Source organism: Sphingomonas oryzagri (assembly GCF_029906645.1).
Classification (GTDB): Bacteria; Pseudomonadota; Alphaproteobacteria; order Sphingomonadales; family Sphingomonadaceae; genus Solisphingomonas; species Solisphingomonas oryzagri.
In genome coordinates, this window is record NZ_JARYGZ010000002.1 from 125,577 (window position 1) to 139,188 (window position 13,612).

At 67.4% G+C, this 13,612-nt stretch carries 13 protein-coding genes; 6 read left to right on the forward strand and 7 right to left on the reverse strand.

Annotated elements, in window-relative coordinates:
• Positions 1–13: 13 nt before the first annotated feature.
• Together QGN17_RS14685 and QGN17_RS14690 are read right to left on the reverse strand one after the other, a co-directional pair.
• Positions 14–2,740 (reverse strand): DNA methyltransferase, encoded by a 2,727-nt coding sequence (locus QGN17_RS14685; protein WP_281045343.1) that lies wholly within the window; start codon positions 2,738–2,740, stop codon positions 14–16.
• 8 nt (positions 2,741–2,748) lie between these two features.
• Positions 2,749–3,048 carry an ArsR/SmtB family transcription factor gene (locus QGN17_RS14690; RefSeq protein WP_281045344.1) on the reverse strand — a complete coding sequence of 100 codons (300 nt, stop codon included), beginning with the start codon at positions 3,046–3,048 and terminating at the stop codon, positions 2,749–2,751.
• 300 nt (positions 3,049–3,348) lie between these two features.
• On the opposite strand from QGN17_RS14690, the gene QGN17_RS14695 reads away from it, so the two are divergent.
• The 5 genes from QGN17_RS14695 to QGN17_RS14715 all read left to right on the forward strand — a co-directional run bounded on the left by QGN17_RS14695 (position 3,349) and on the right by QGN17_RS14715 (position 7,416).
• The gene (locus tag QGN17_RS14695) at positions 3,349–4,092 is read left to right on the forward strand and encodes a hypothetical protein (protein ID WP_281045345.1); all 744 of its coding nucleotides are present in this window, start codon (positions 3,349–3,351) and stop codon (positions 4,090–4,092) included.
• On the forward strand, positions 4,089–5,006 hold the full coding sequence (locus tag QGN17_RS14700) for a 3'-5' exonuclease (protein ID WP_281045346.1): 918 nt from the start codon (positions 4,089–4,091) through the stop codon (positions 5,004–5,006). Before QGN17_RS14695 ends, QGN17_RS14700 begins: the two co-directional genes overlap by 4 nt.
• 120 nt (positions 5,007–5,126) lie before the next feature.
• Positions 5,127–5,813, forward strand: coding sequence for a hypothetical protein (locus tag QGN17_RS14705; protein WP_281045347.1), 687 nt, complete (start codon positions 5,127–5,129; stop codon positions 5,811–5,813).
• Positions 5,810–6,613, forward strand: a complete 804-nt coding sequence (locus QGN17_RS14710; protein ID WP_281045348.1) for a hypothetical protein — start codon at positions 5,810–5,812, stop codon at positions 6,611–6,613. The genes QGN17_RS14705 and QGN17_RS14710 overlap by 4 nt, the downstream gene beginning before the upstream one ends.
• Before the next feature lie 116 nt (positions 6,614–6,729).
• Complete coding sequence (locus QGN17_RS14715; RefSeq protein ID WP_281045349.1) at positions 6,730–7,416, forward strand: hypothetical protein; 687 nt, start codon at positions 6,730–6,732, stop codon at positions 7,414–7,416.
• 63 nt (positions 7,417–7,479) lie between these two features.
• On the opposite strand, the gene QGN17_RS14720 is transcribed toward QGN17_RS14715, so the two are convergent.
• The 4 genes from QGN17_RS14720 to ung all read right to left on the reverse strand — a co-directional run bounded on the left by QGN17_RS14720 (position 7,480) and on the right by ung (position 12,040).
• Positions 7,480–9,435, reverse strand: a complete 1,956-nt coding sequence (locus QGN17_RS14720) for a hypothetical protein (RefSeq protein ID WP_281045350.1) — start codon at positions 9,433–9,435, stop codon at positions 7,480–7,482.
• 245 nt (positions 9,436–9,680) lie between these two features.
• Positions 9,681–10,103, reverse strand: a complete 423-nt coding sequence (locus QGN17_RS14725) for a DUF6481 family protein (RefSeq protein WP_281045351.1) — start codon at positions 10,101–10,103, stop codon at positions 9,681–9,683.
• A gap of 138 nt (positions 10,104–10,241) precedes the next feature.
• Positions 10,242–11,099: a hypothetical protein gene (locus tag QGN17_RS14730; RefSeq protein ID WP_281045352.1), complete on the reverse strand. Its 858-nt coding sequence runs from the start codon at positions 11,097–11,099 to the stop codon at positions 10,242–10,244.
• Positions 11,100–11,311: 212 nt separating this feature from the next.
• Positions 11,312–12,040, reverse strand: a complete 729-nt coding sequence (gene ung / locus QGN17_RS14735) for a uracil-DNA glycosylase (protein ID WP_281045353.1) — start codon at positions 12,038–12,040, stop codon at positions 11,312–11,314.
• A 101-nt stretch (positions 12,041–12,141) separates the two neighbouring features.
• Between ung and QGN17_RS14740 the strand changes: the two genes are divergently transcribed.
• Complete coding sequence (locus QGN17_RS14740) at positions 12,142–12,456, forward strand: hypothetical protein (RefSeq protein ID WP_281045354.1); 315 nt, start codon at positions 12,142–12,144, stop codon at positions 12,454–12,456.
• 30 nt (positions 12,457–12,486) lie between these two features.
• On the opposite strand, the gene recF is transcribed toward QGN17_RS14740, so the two are convergent.
• Positions 12,487–13,566 (reverse strand): DNA replication/repair protein RecF, encoded by a 1,080-nt coding sequence (gene recF / locus QGN17_RS14745; RefSeq protein WP_281045355.1) that lies wholly within the window; start codon positions 13,564–13,566, stop codon positions 12,487–12,489.
• Between the last annotated feature and the right edge of the window lie 46 nt (positions 13,567–13,612).

Consider the following 13,612-nt stretch of genomic DNA (forward strand, 5'->3'; position numbering starts at 1 on the left):
TGGCGTCTCCGGGTCAGCTGTTCTTCGGCTTTGAATGCCGTGCATAGAGCTTAAACAGATGCTCTAGCCGCTCGGTGTCGTCTCGGAATGGGCGACCAATGTAGATGGTCTCGAGGTATCGATCGAGATCACGGTGCGCCTGCCGAAGTTCGTCTGGTGTCGTTTCTGGATTGTATAGCCATCCTAGGGACCGGCCATCGGCAATATAGGGCTCCCTAGCCCTGAGAATTGCCAGAGCGTGATCCTCAAGCTCGGTTTTCTGTTGGGCGGAGAGAGATGGAAGGGGGAAGGTGTTGTAGACGAGAGTGTTGGAATACCGATAATCGGTCTTCAACCTTCCGCCGACCGTTGCCGTCCAATCAAGATGGAGGCGCGAGGAGACGATCGAGAACAGCCATGTAGGGGCGTTGTAGACCGCGAACGCCTGGTCGGTCGCGACCGTCCCTTCAGGGAGGAAGCCGCAAGGCAGATGCGATCGCCGTTCCGAGCAAATTCTGGGGATGATTAGGAAGGGCTCATCACGATGTCTAATCTCGTTGAAACGGTGCGGCCAAGCTGCCGAGGCGGCCGTGGAGGCCTTGGTGCTCTTTGCCCTTGCCTCGGACACTAGCCGCAGCCGGCCTGCAATCGAAGGGATCGAGGACGCAAGTGCCAGTTGGTCGTCACTGATCCAAAGGCAATATCGGAGATCGCCCTGAAGATACTCCTGGGCACCGTAGATGGGGCGGATGAGCGATCGGGCCTCGGGATGGGCATCGAGGAGTGCTTCCATCTCCTGGGTGTCCAGGCTCAGGTGACCAGCGTCTTTTGCAGCACTGCCGAGCTCGATTTCCGGAAGCCCGGCGATTGACGAGGATCGACGCTCGACGAAGATGTCCGGTGCATCGACCAGATAAGGGTTCACGTTGCTGGCGGCGATCTTGTGCTCGATGCTGAAAATCGCTTTCGGTCGATTTGAGATCGGCCTGAGGCCAACGATAACGCAGATCACTCCCGCGTTCTTCGCGGCGCTGTTGCTCCATTTGAACGGCGTGTAGCAGAAACTGTATTCGGCTCCCTTTGACCGGAGCAGTGGCCATAGCAACGGCACTTGTTCGCCCTGGAAGAGGGAATTGGTCGTGACGAAGGCCGCGGTGGCCCCGGTGAGGCGACCGAAGTCGGCGGCGCGTGCGAACCAGGCTGCGACGTAGTCGAGATTGCCGAAGACGCCAGGCTCCGCCGAGAACACTGCGGCCATGTCATCTTGTTGATCGGCAGTGCGCTTGGGGCGCCCAAGATACGGGGGATTGCCCACGATGAAGATCTCGGACGCCGGATCGGATGGACACACATCCGACCATGCGATGCGAAGGGCATTTCCGACTCTGATGCTCCCCGCATCCGTCAGCGGCAGAGCCGGAGCCGGGCTCGAGCATATCTCGCCCAGCTTCTGGTTCATTTGATACTGGGAAATCCAAAGCGAGAGCTTGGCCGTTTCGCAGGCGAAGTCGACTGGATCGACGCCGTAGAAGCTGCTGATCTTGATCCCAGTGTGATAGTCCGGAAGCGCCAATTGGCCCTTCCGCTTCACGTCGCGAATGCGTCGGAACGCCTCAGTCTCGATGCGGCGGAGTTCGCGATAGGCGATGATGAGGAAGTTGCCCGATCCGCAAGCGGGATCGAACACGCGGATCTTGCTGATGCGGTCCACGAGCTTGCCGAGCGCGCTCACGCTGTCGCCGGCTATGGTAAGCTGCTCGCGAAGGGAGGAGAGGAAGAGCGGCTCCAGCACCTTCATGATGTTCGGCACGGACGTATAGTGCATGCCGAAGTCGGCGCGCATGTCGGTGTGGACGATGGCCTGGATCATGGAGCCGAAGATGTCGGCGTGGATCTGGTCCCAATGGAGGTCGGCTGCTTCGAGGAGGAGGCGGCGCGCTCGCCGGTTGAACACGGGGACTGCGGTGCGGTCGCGGAACAGGCCGCCGTTCACATACGGGAAGTCGGTGGCGATCCGGCGCGACTGGACGCCGGCGCCTGCCCTGTTGGCCTCCACAGGGATGTCGAGAGCGATGAAGACGTCCTCAATCACCCTTCGGGTGTCCGAGCCATCGATCTGCATGGCTTCGCGCCGTAGCGTGTCGACGAACAGCTTCTTCTTGAAGATGCCCGTGTCCTCGGCAAACATGCAGAACAGGATGCGCGTCATGAAGAGGTTGAGGTCGTGGACATGGTCCACGCCGAAGCCGGGATTGGCATCGAGGATGGCGTCGTGGAATTTGGCCATGTGCCGCGCGGCCCGCACGTCGGCGGTCGTCTCGGCGGCGGGCTTGTAGCGCTCCACGCCGAACATCGGCATCAGATAGTCGTAATTGACCGGGAGGTCGGCGAGACGGTCGAAGCCGGGGCTCTCCCCCGTTTTGATGTCGACGGCGAGGAACTCGTCACCGTCCGTGCTGACGAGGAAGCGGGGCGCGTTCTTGGCGGCCGCGCCCTTCTTGCCGACCAGCGACGCCTTCAAGGCCTCGACGACGTTCTGCACCTCGCCGGGGGCGGCCGGGCGGTATAGCATCTTCTTCGGCCAGAGGATGTCGGTAGCGGCCAAGCCGGCGGGGTGCTTCATCCGCAGCTTGGTCACCTCGTTCCGGGAGGCGTCGTAGGCCTCCATGAGGCGGAACGGGAAGTCGTGCAGGGTGCAGGCGCCGGCGGCGACATCCTGAGCAATCTGCTCGAGGGACTTTTCGATCTCGATCGTGTTCATCGCGGTGCTCACTCCGCACCATCCGTCGAACCGCTGAGTTCGAGGAGGAGCGACCCGAGCTCGCCGAGGACCGCCCGGTTGGCGCGGTAGATCGTTTCGCGACCGTTCTTGGCGCTCTTCACGAGGCCAGCTCGCGCCAACACCGCGAGATGGACGGACATGGAGTTGTGGAGGATGCCGCCGACGGCAGTCGCAAGATCGCTCACGCTCATCCCGGCGGCGCCGGGCCGGCTGAGCGTGACCATGGCCGCAAAGCGAATGGGCTGCGCCAACGCGCTCATCGAAGTGATGGCCTTCTTCTGATTCATGTCATGAATCTATGACGCATTGATACGAATGGCAAGCGACGGAAATTACGTCGACATGAGAGATCGGACCAGAACGGGGCGATTGGAGGACCATGGAATCACGCGGATTCTAAGCAGGTTTGTCGCTGGCGCTGCGGGAGCTGTTCAACGCGGCTGGGGCTTCGAAGCAGAAGTCAATCAAGAACAAAAATACATCAATGCGTCATGACATATTGACGTATGGTTAATGCATCGTTAACTATGTTTCCACCGAGGGGCGGCCGCCTCCCGGATTCCCCATGAGACACGAGGAGACCGACGTTGACGAAGATGCTCGACCGCGCCGCTGCCGCGGACATCCACCACCATGTGCCGGCGGTCTCGTCGGATCGGGACGACCCGATGCTGCCCGACGAGACGGGCGACGAGCGCGTCGGCGTCACGAGGCGCGGCCTCGTCAGGCTGGCGATGGTCGCGGCCGAGGTCGGCGCCCGCTTCCAGCGCGAGGGAGTCGCCCACGACCCGATGGCCTGGATGCTTTCGCCCAGGGCGGTCTTCGACGGGGAGACCGCCATCGACGCGTGCATCGACCTCGCCCCGGCCATGCGCGCGATCATGCTGCACGGCCTCGGTCTGGGGCTCGACGCCACGCCCGAGGAGATCGACGATCTCATGGCCGACGACGAGGGCGGCGAGGAGGACGGCGACGACGTCGGCATCGGCGCGATCGATCCGCCCTCGGCGCACGTGATCCCGCTGAACGCGGGCTCGCCGCGCCTGTGGACGGCGCTTCTCGTCGACGAAAGCGACGACGGCATCGTGCACGCCTTCGAGGCCATGGTGGCGCCCGGCCCGGAGGTCGCCCGCGAGCGCATCCGCCAGCGTCACGGCGCCAGGATCGCGCACGGTGCCGAGATCCGCGAGGGGTTCGACGCCACCCAGCCGCTGGCCGAGGCGCTAGTGGCGCCGGCGGTGCAGGACATCCTCGCGATGGTCGCGGTCGACCCGGCCTCCCCGCTCGCGCAGGGCCTCGAGGTCACCGTCTCGCAGCGGTTTTGCGAATGACGGAGGCGCCTGGCCATAGGCGTCCGCCCGACGCGGAGGAGCATGCGCGGCAGGTCGCGGCGATGGTGAGGGCCATCGGAAGGCATCCCGACTACCGCGTCCTCCGCCGCATCAAGCCGATGAGGCGGACTGCGCCGGGCGGCATCCGCCCCGAGATGATGTGCGGATGCGCCATCGACGTGGAGACCACCGGGCTCGACCACCGGAAGGACGAGATCATCGAATTGGCGATGCAGCGCTTCTGGACGGACGCCGAGGGCAGGATCGTGGCGACGGGTCGTCGCGTATCCTGGCTCGAGGAGCCGGCGGTCGCCGAGATCTCGGAGGAGATCACCAGGGTGACGGGTCTGACGGCCGACGACGTGAGGGGCCGTTCGATCACCGACGCCGAGGCGATCACGCTGCTCCGCGACGCCCATGTCGTGGTCGCGCACAACGCGGGGTTCGACCGTCCGTTCGTGGAGAGCAGGCTGCCGGGGGCTGCGGGTCTCCGCTGGGTGTGCTCGATGCGCGACGTGGACTGGCGGGCGCACGGGTTCGAGGGCCGCGTGCTGGGTCACCTGCTCGGGCAGATGGGCTGGTTCCACTCCGCGCACCGCGCGCAGGCGGACGTCGACGCGCTGCTCCACCTGCTCGATCATCCGGTCGGCGCGACCACCGTGTTCCGCGAGGCGGTCACCACGGCATCGCGCCCGACGTGGCGGATCAGCGCGATCGATGCGCCCTACGGCGCGAAGGATGCGCTCAAGGCGCGGGGCTACCGCTGGAACGGCGAGGCCAAGGTCTGGAGCAAAGAGGTCGCGCGGGACGGTCTCGACGACGAGATCGGCTGGGCGATCGGCAGCGTCTACGCCGGGCGCGGACGGCCGCGGTTCGACAGGATCACCTGGAACGACCGCTACGCCGGAGTCTGACCGGCCAACGCGGCGACCGCCACGCGACGACGATCATCACGACACGACGGAGGAGACAAGGACCGGGCGCGAAGGCGTCCCCGGGAAGGCCTGGATTCAACCTGGCGAGGAGAGATGGACATGGCGAAGAAGGCGCAGAAGGGCGAGCTGGTTCGGAGCGGCAACGTGATCGTCCCCTACCGCATGGGCGGCGAGATCACCGTGGACGGCGTGGCCGTCTGGCACGTGGCGAGCCTCAGACCGGCGACTGAGCGCGGCGCGTGGGATTTCGAGGCGGACAAGCTCGCGTGGTGGGATCAGGCGACCGGCCTGCCCTGCATCATCCGCAGGGAGCGGAAGGGCAATCTCGGCGGCTACGTCGGCGTGCCGCCCGGCCATCCGCTCCATGGCCTCTCCGACGGCGCGCTGCCGCATGCGCTCGGCATCGAGGTGCACGGCGGTGTCCGCTACGCGGCCGCATGTCAGCGCGACGAGCCCGAGGACCGCTCGATCTGCCATGTCGAGCGGATGGAGCCGATCGGCGGGCAGCGCGTGTTCGCGGGCGCCGACGGCGACGCGTGGTGGTTCGGGTTCCGCTGCGACACGGCGCTCGACTACGCGCCGCTGGACTTCGGCGCCAACAGGCGCCCCTACGAGGGCCACGACAAGGGCCAGGTCTATCGGGACGAGGCCTACGTCTACCGGCAGACGGTCCAGCTCGCGGCGCAGCTCGACGCCATCGCGAAGGATCTGCCGAAGCCCGTGCTCGAGGAACCGCCGCCCGGCGTCGGTCTCGCCGAGGTCGCGGCCAGGAGGCGTGACCGATGAGCGGCCCGGAGGAGCGCTTCGACGATCCGTCGCGCCCGTGGGGCTGGTGGATGACCATGGACCGGAGCGGCTTCGTCGTCGACGAGCAGGGCCGGCGGTTCCGATCGGTGCGCGACGCGCTCTGGCGCGGCCGCCTCGGTCTCGACGTCACCGATGACCGGGAGGCCGGGATCGAGATGGAAAGGCTGCTCGGCTACCTCGTCTCGATCTCGCGCAAGGCGGCTGGCAGACGCGAACGCCTGATCGAGGTGTTCGAGGAGGACGCCCGCATGCCGGCGTTCGTCGAGATGTGGGCGCGGGGCCAGGGTCTCCTCGACGAGGATTCCGCCCTCACCATGGAGGGCCACGCGGCCATGCTCATGCTCGCGGTCACGCGCGACCTCGAGCGGGGGCCGACGCCGGTCGGCCGCGACGAGGTGCCGACCGCCGGCCCTGCCGCGGACCGGGCCGCGCGCGAAGCGATGTTCGAGCGCTCCGAGGCGTTCGGGCGCCGGAGCGAGTGGCGGTTCGAGCGGACGATGGTCGGGAGCGTCTACGCCATCTCGCTGTCGGGCCGCGTCAGTCCGAGGGCGCTGCCCGCCGAGGCGACGGTCTGGACATGCGCGTTTCTCGACCAGGAGAGCCGTGACGCCATGTTCCAGTGGATCTGCCTCCGGGTGGATCGCTGGCGGGCCTGGGGAGATGACGCCGGCAGGTTCGGGGCGGCATGGCTCACCGACCACCTGTTCACGCTGATCGCGTGCGGAATGGCGGAGGCGGTCGGCGGCGGAGCCACGGATACCCGAGGGGGATTCCCGTAGCCGATGCCGTCGACGGCTGAACGGCCGGACCCGACGGACGGGCTTGTCGACGGCTCGAGGATGGACAGGAGCGGAGGGCTCTCGCACGAAGGAGGCCGGATGTGACGGGAGCAGGCATGGCGAGCGAGGAGATCGAGGCAGCCCTGGAGTTCAAGCGCGGATTGGAACGGGACTTCGAGACGGCTGCCGGCCTCGATGGCCGATCCTACTACTCGGCCGCGTATTCGCTGCCCCAGGCCTCGCCCGTCATGTGGATCAATCTCAATCCCGGCGGCACGCCCGACGATCATCGCGTCCTCTCCGACGAGCAGATGGCCAGCGGTCGGCACGAGTTCTGGCATGGCGACGGCAAGACCTCGAGGGCGACCGGATCGTTCCTGGCACAGCTCTTCCCGGTCCCGTCCATCCGGCTGCGCTCCATCCAGGGGACGAACGTGGCGTGGGAGCGGAGCCGCGCAGGCCGCGACATCGATCTCGATGCGGCCGCCAGGCGGGCGGCTCCCTTCCTGCGGCGCTACGTCGACTACGCACGACCCAGGTTCCTAGTCTTCGGCGGATCGGCGGCGTTCGACCTCTTCGTGGACGTCCATGCCGCTGAGTCGGTGAAAACCCACGAAGTGCTCATGGGCAACTGGGGAAGGACGCAGGCCCGCATCTTCGTCGCGGCGACGCTCGCGGTGCCTGGTCTCGGCGAGTTCGAGGCCCTGGTGGTGTCGCATCCCAGTCGTGGGGTGCGTGCGGGAGTACTTGAGCGCTGCCGGGAGAGGCTGGCCGGCATCGAACTGCCCGAGGCGCTGGCCTGAAGTCCGCATACAGACAGATTTCGAAGATCTGTCTGTATGCGGCTCGATATGCGGCGGCGCCGCCTAAGCGGCCCAGACCTGGTTGAGGATCTGCGCGGCGAGCGCCGCCTTGTCCTGCGGTAGGAAGCGGCCATAGTGCTCGGCGACCATCTCCGGCGTGTCCTGGATCGCGTAGCTCGCCTGCTCGTAGGAGCCGGTCCGCTTGAGGATGTGGGTGGCGAGGACGTCGCGGATGTTGTGCGGGCCGTGCGGCAGCAGCCCTGCGATCGCTCCTTTCCCGGTCCAAGGGTTGTAGATCCCGTAGCGCTGGATCACGAGCCGCCACGCCTCGTAGAAGGTCGCCTGGTCGTAGGCGGCGTCGGAACTGGTCCGCTTGACCGTCTTGACGAAGAACGTGCCGGGGTCCTCGGCTTCGCCGAGCAGGACGCCTCTGTGCCGGTCCAGCCAGACCTCGATGTGGCGATAGAGGCCATCGTAATCGGGCAGCAGAAGGCGGAAAGGCTTTTTGCCGAAGAACGAGGAGTTCGCGTTCTTGAACGCGACGGAGGGGATGACGACCTCCCAGCCGCCGTCGCGATCGCTCCACCGCAGTTCGCCGCGCTTGAGCGTCTCGAGCTGGCGCTCCGGCCTCGGCCGCCCGCCTCTGGGGCACACGAGCAGCTGGCGCAGATTCTTCTGGCGGACGCCGAGATGCAGGCCGAGGCGCAGCATCAGGAAGCCGCGAACCGCCTCGGCCGCCGCGACGGGATACCGGTCGGCGCTCGGCATGCGCTTCAGGATCTCGGTCGTGATGCGGCGGTATTCCGCGACGGGGCTTTCGGCCTCCAGGACGGCGATGATCGGCTCAAACGGATCTCGATGGACGCGCGCGACGCGACCTATCTCCTTCGAGCGCGCCAGCCCGTGCTCGTGCATGACCTCGCAGGCGCCGCGCCAGTCGGCGCGGGCGGCGGCGACGTCGGCTTCCTCGACGAGGCCGGGTATCGGTTCGAGGCGCTCGGCGAGCCGCTCGTTCTGCCACATCCAGCCGGTCTCCTTGCGGGTCATGGCGAGGACGAGGCCGAGCATGTTGATCTCCCAGGCGGTATAGAAGCCCCGCCGCTGCTCGCGCCATTGGAGATACCAGTCCCATACGGCGGGGAAGGCCAGCAGCGCCATCGACAGCCGATCGGCCGGCAGGCCGAGGCCGCCGATCTCGGCATCCGGCGCGGCCGTCATTGCGCCGAACATGAGCGCGAGATGCTCGATCTTCTGCGCCGCGGTCTCCTCGCCCCAGACGCCCGTGCGCTTCTCGCCGATCGAGGTGAGCGTCTTGGTCTTGAAGCGGATCAGACCGGCGAGCTCGCGGACAAGCGCGGGTGGCGCAGAGCCGGGCGGCGTGGCCCCGGCCGCGACGTCGGTGACGACGGGTCCCGCCATCAGCGTCTCGGCCTTCGGAAAGCGGAGCGCGTATCGGTGTTTCATCGCCTCGGCCTGGAAGCGTCTGTAGTCGGTGCTGCCCGAGATGACGACGGTCCGCACCCACTCGAGTATCTCGGCCCGCTGCGCGGCCGGGCGCCGGTCGAAGTCCTCCGGCAGATGCCACGCGAGGCGGCGCTGCTCCGATCTGGTCACGGTCGGGATCGCCTTGCCGACGACGGCCTTGCCGCTTTCCGGCAGCTTCGTCCGGAAGTAGCCGGCGGGAAGCCGGTAACGGCGTTCGATGCGCGTCAGGATATCAAAGCTGGTTCCGGATTGAGGGACCTTTCGCCCGGCTGCCCAGTCCTGGATCGTCTTGCGCTGGAACGTCTCGCCATCGACGACGATCGCCTTGTGGAGATGCCAGAGGCTGTCCCCGTGGCGTCTGGCGTGGAGCGCGAGCGCGTCCGCGAAGGACTCGGGATCGAGCCAGTCTCCGGTGAGCGCGTCCGGAAACTCGACGACGGGCGTCGGCTTTCGCCCCCTTCGCGGGGCTGTCGGCTGAGAGTCGTCGGATGCGGCGGGCGCGCCGCAGCGGGCGGATGAACTGATTGAACGCATGAGCAACTGGTTTCCTCGTCAACGGCCCGATCGGCCTGATCGCCGTCGGGCGCTCCGATCCAAGATCGGAGCGGCCCATGCGAGGGTCGGCGGTTGAGAAATCGTTTCGGGGGCGGTCTTTCTGGCGTCGCCGCTGTGGGCGAGGATGGGGATTGTTCGACGTTCTAGACCGCGAACCGGGCTCGAACGGAGCGATGCCCGTCGAGACGGCCGTCGTCAGCACGGCGGTCTCGTTACAGCTCTGCCTAGCGGCGTCCCTGCCTGGCCTTCCTCGCGGCGTAGCGCGCGTCACGAGCGGCCTTGCGGTCCTCTTCCGTCCAGAGCGCGCGCTCCTCCCGTTTCCGCGCCTTGGCTTCCGCTCTCGCCTGCACCTCGGCGTCGCGCTCGGCCTTGACCCGTGCCTCGGCGGCGGCAACCGCCAACCGGTCCTGTTCGCGCTTCGCCTCGGCGGCTTCCTCCTTCACGCGGGCCGCTGCCTCTCTCGCCTGGATGGCCTTGGCGCGCTTGGCCGCCTCGGCCTCTTCGCGCGCGATGCGCCTCGCCGCCCGTTCGGCCATCACGGTCTCGTCCACTGGGGGGCGGGACTTGTATTGCGCCAGCGCGGCGCTCCGCGCGCGTGCTGCCGCCTGCTGTCGTTCCTGGAAGGTCGGATTCTGGAACGCCGGCATGCTTCGTGGTTTCTCCTTGGTGGTCGATCGTCCGTCGCGAGACGGAGGGGGGCGTGCATTGGCGCGGTCGGCGCGCGAAGTCGATACGTTCAGCGATGGCCGGGGGACTCGGGCCGTCGCGGCCCACCGGCTCCGCCGTCAGGCGAGGGAGTAGGTGGTGGTGCCGCTCTCGACAGTGAGTGCGGCCGTGATGTCGGACCTTGGGCCGAAGCTGTCGGCCGCGACGCGCTCGAGCCTGGCCATGCCGGGCTCGAAGACGACCCCGTCGTGGAGCGCGGGCTCGTCGTCGTGGCGGGTCGCGCGCAACGCCGCGATGCGTCGGGCGGCGTCGCCGATCGGGATCGCGAACGATCGCGCCTGCATAGGCGCTCCCGGCCCGTCCCCCAGCTTGGCGACGAGCCTGCCTGCGGCCCTGTCGACCCGCAGCAGAGCGTGGACGAGTTCGTGGCCGATCCGCACCATGCCCATTCCCGCCATCCTGCCGCGATGGACCGCGTCGTCGCGGACGAGGCTGTCGCCGTCCCTGTAGACGTTCACGAGCAGGCGTGCGCCGGTCCGACCGTTGCTGGGGGAGGTCGCCCAGAGGAACTTGAGCTGGGCTCCCTGGTGCTTGCACCGGTTGCAGACGTTCGCGGTGAAGGCGCGAAGGCGCTTTGCCGCGTCCCTGAACTCCTTGAGCGCGTTCTTTTCAGCACGCCCGTTCGGGTGGATGCGGTCGGGAAGCATCAGGGTGTAGCAGTCGAACAGCTCCGTCGCTTCGTAGACCAGGTGCTGGTAGGCCGAGAGGAGGGCGCTGCCGTCCGTTTTCTGGCGGAGCTCGACGGCTTCGAGTTCATCGGCGAAGTCCGTGAGCGCCTTGCCGGTGGAGCGCCAGCGGGCAGGGATCAGCTGATGCGGATGGGGTTCGTTCGACTTGCCCAGATCGATGGCGCGCGTCGAGCACGCCGCGAAGAATGGCGAGACCGGGTTGCCGGAGTCGTCGAGGTCGATTTCCATCGAGAGGATATTGTGGCTCGATGGCTCGGGAGGAAGAGGGAAGGTCGACACCCGTTATCGGGCAAGCCTGCATCGGCACCTATCCGACCTAGCGGATCAGGATCGCGAGCGTGACGCCATCGGGGATTCCGAATCCATTGAAGACTTGAAATCTGGCGGATTTCCGCGATATTTCGTGGCGATACCAGCGCCTTCCGACTGACCGCCGCTTGTCAGAGGGTCAGGGTCAGGTGGTCCCAACAGCTAGGCAGCGACCAGTCGATCGGCGGACGGCCATGCGCTTCCAGAAAGGCGTTCGCCTTGGAGAAATGCCGGCAGCCGAGGAAACCGTTGTGCGCGGAGAGCGGCGACGGATGCGCGGACTTGAGCACGAGGTGGTGCCCTCCCTGCTCGACGGTCTTCACGAAGCCCGCCTTCTTCTGCGCGTAGCTGCCCCAGAGCAGGAAGACGACCGGCTCAGATTGCTGTGCGACGAGGCGGATCACGGCGTCGGTGAACTTCTCCCAGCCCCGATCGCGGTGCGAGGCGGCGAGGCCCTGCTCCACCGTCAGCACCGAATTGAGCAGCAGCACGCCCTGCTTCGCCCAATGTTCGAGGAAGCCGTGATCGGGCCGCGCGATGCCGAGGTCGGCGTGCAGCTCCTTGTAGATGTTGACGAGGCTGGGCGGCGGCCGGACGCCGGGCTGCACCGAGAAGCACAGGCCATGCGCCTGCCCCGGCCCGTGATAGGGATCCTGCCCGAGGATGACGACGCGCACCTGATCGAGCGGCGTCAGGTCCAGCGCGCGGAACCACTCGCCGCCCTTGGGGAAGATGCGCTTGCCGGCCGCCTTCTCGGCGACGAGAAACTGCCGAAGCGCCGCCATGTATGGGCTGTCGAACTCACCGGACAGCGGCGCGCGCCAGCTTTCGTGCAGCTTCACCTGTCCCGCGTCCGCCATCGTCTGCTCCTTTGGCAAAGGGCTTTGCCGGGGCGCGAGGGGACTCGTCAACCGGGCGGCATCTGTTACGCTGCCGCCTCCTCTGAGTGCGGAGAATCGTGATGGGAATCCTCGACGGACTGCTCGGCCAGATCGGCAGCAATGTGGATATCGAGAACCTCGCCACCAAGATCGGCCTGCCCGCCGACAAGGTGGAAGAAGCGGTGCATGCGCTGGGCGTCGCCCATCCGCAGGACGGCGACACGGCGGAGATCGCCGCGCAACAGACCGGCCTTCCGACCGACACGCTCAATGAGATCATCGGCCATATCGGCGGCGAGGGCAGCCTCGGCCAGTTCGCCAGCCTGCTGCAGGGCGAAGGCAGCCTCACCGACAAGCTGGGCGGCTTCGCCTCGGGCCTGTTCGGCAAGAGCTGACGTTCCCGATCCTCCCCGTCGGGGGGAGGATTACGCGGCCTCCACCCTGCCTTCGCGCACGGTGAGCATGGTGCCGGCACCGATGCCCTCGAACAGCGCAGGTTCGGTGCCGGTCATCCAGACCTGTCCGCCGGTCGCCGCCAGTCGATCGAACAGCGCGGCGCGGCGGACGGGATCGAGATGCGCCGCCACCTCGTCGAGCAGCAGCAGCGGCGGTCGTCCGGCCCGCTCGGCGACGAGATCGGCGTGCGCGAGGACGATGCCGAGCAACAACGCCTTCTGTTCCCCGGTCGAGCAGCGGTCGGCCGGCTGCCTTTTCCCGAGATGGGTGACGACGAGATCGGTACGGTGCGGCCCGGCGAGAGTCCGCCCCGCCGCCGCGTCGCGACCGCGCGAGGTGTGCAGCTCGGCCGCGAGATCGATGCCGCGCCACCCCTCCAGCGCGAGGCCTGCCCGCGCGAACGGGCCTTCGGGCTGATCGGCCAGCCGCTCCGCCAGCGCCGCCAGCGCCCGCTCCCGCGCGATCGCGATCGCTTCGCCATGCTCGGCCATGCCGGCCTCCAGCGCCGAAAGCCACGTCGGGTCCGCCCCGCCCCCGAAATCATTGGCAGGCTCGGCCAGCAGCTTGTTCCGCGCCCGCATCGCCGCTTCGTAGCGCGCGCTGTGGTGCCCGTGGGACGGTTCCAGCGCCAGCACCAGCCGGTCGAGGAAGCGCCGCCGCCCGCTCGCCCCTTCGGTGAAAAGCCGGTCCATCGCGGGCGTCAGCCACAGCACCGACAGCCATTCGGACAGCGAGGTGGCAGACGCCCCCGCACCGTTGATCCGCACCTGCCGCCGCTCGGGCGCGGTCGCCGTCGTGCCGGTGCCGATCTCGATATCGCCCGCCAGCCGCGCGGCCACCGCGAAGCCGCCCGGCCCGTCGCCGCGCGCCATTTCGGACAGCGTGGCGCCGCGCAGCCCCCGCCCCGGTGACAACAGCGACAGCGCCTCCAGCACGTTGGTCTTGCCCGCGCCATTCTCGCCCGTCAGCACCACGAAGCCCGGCGTCGCCTCGATCGTCGCGGCGTCGTAGGAACGAAAATCGGTGAGGATCAGGCGGGTGACGGACATGCCCGACCCGTCTATGCCAGCGCGACGCCGAGGAACAGGGAGACGC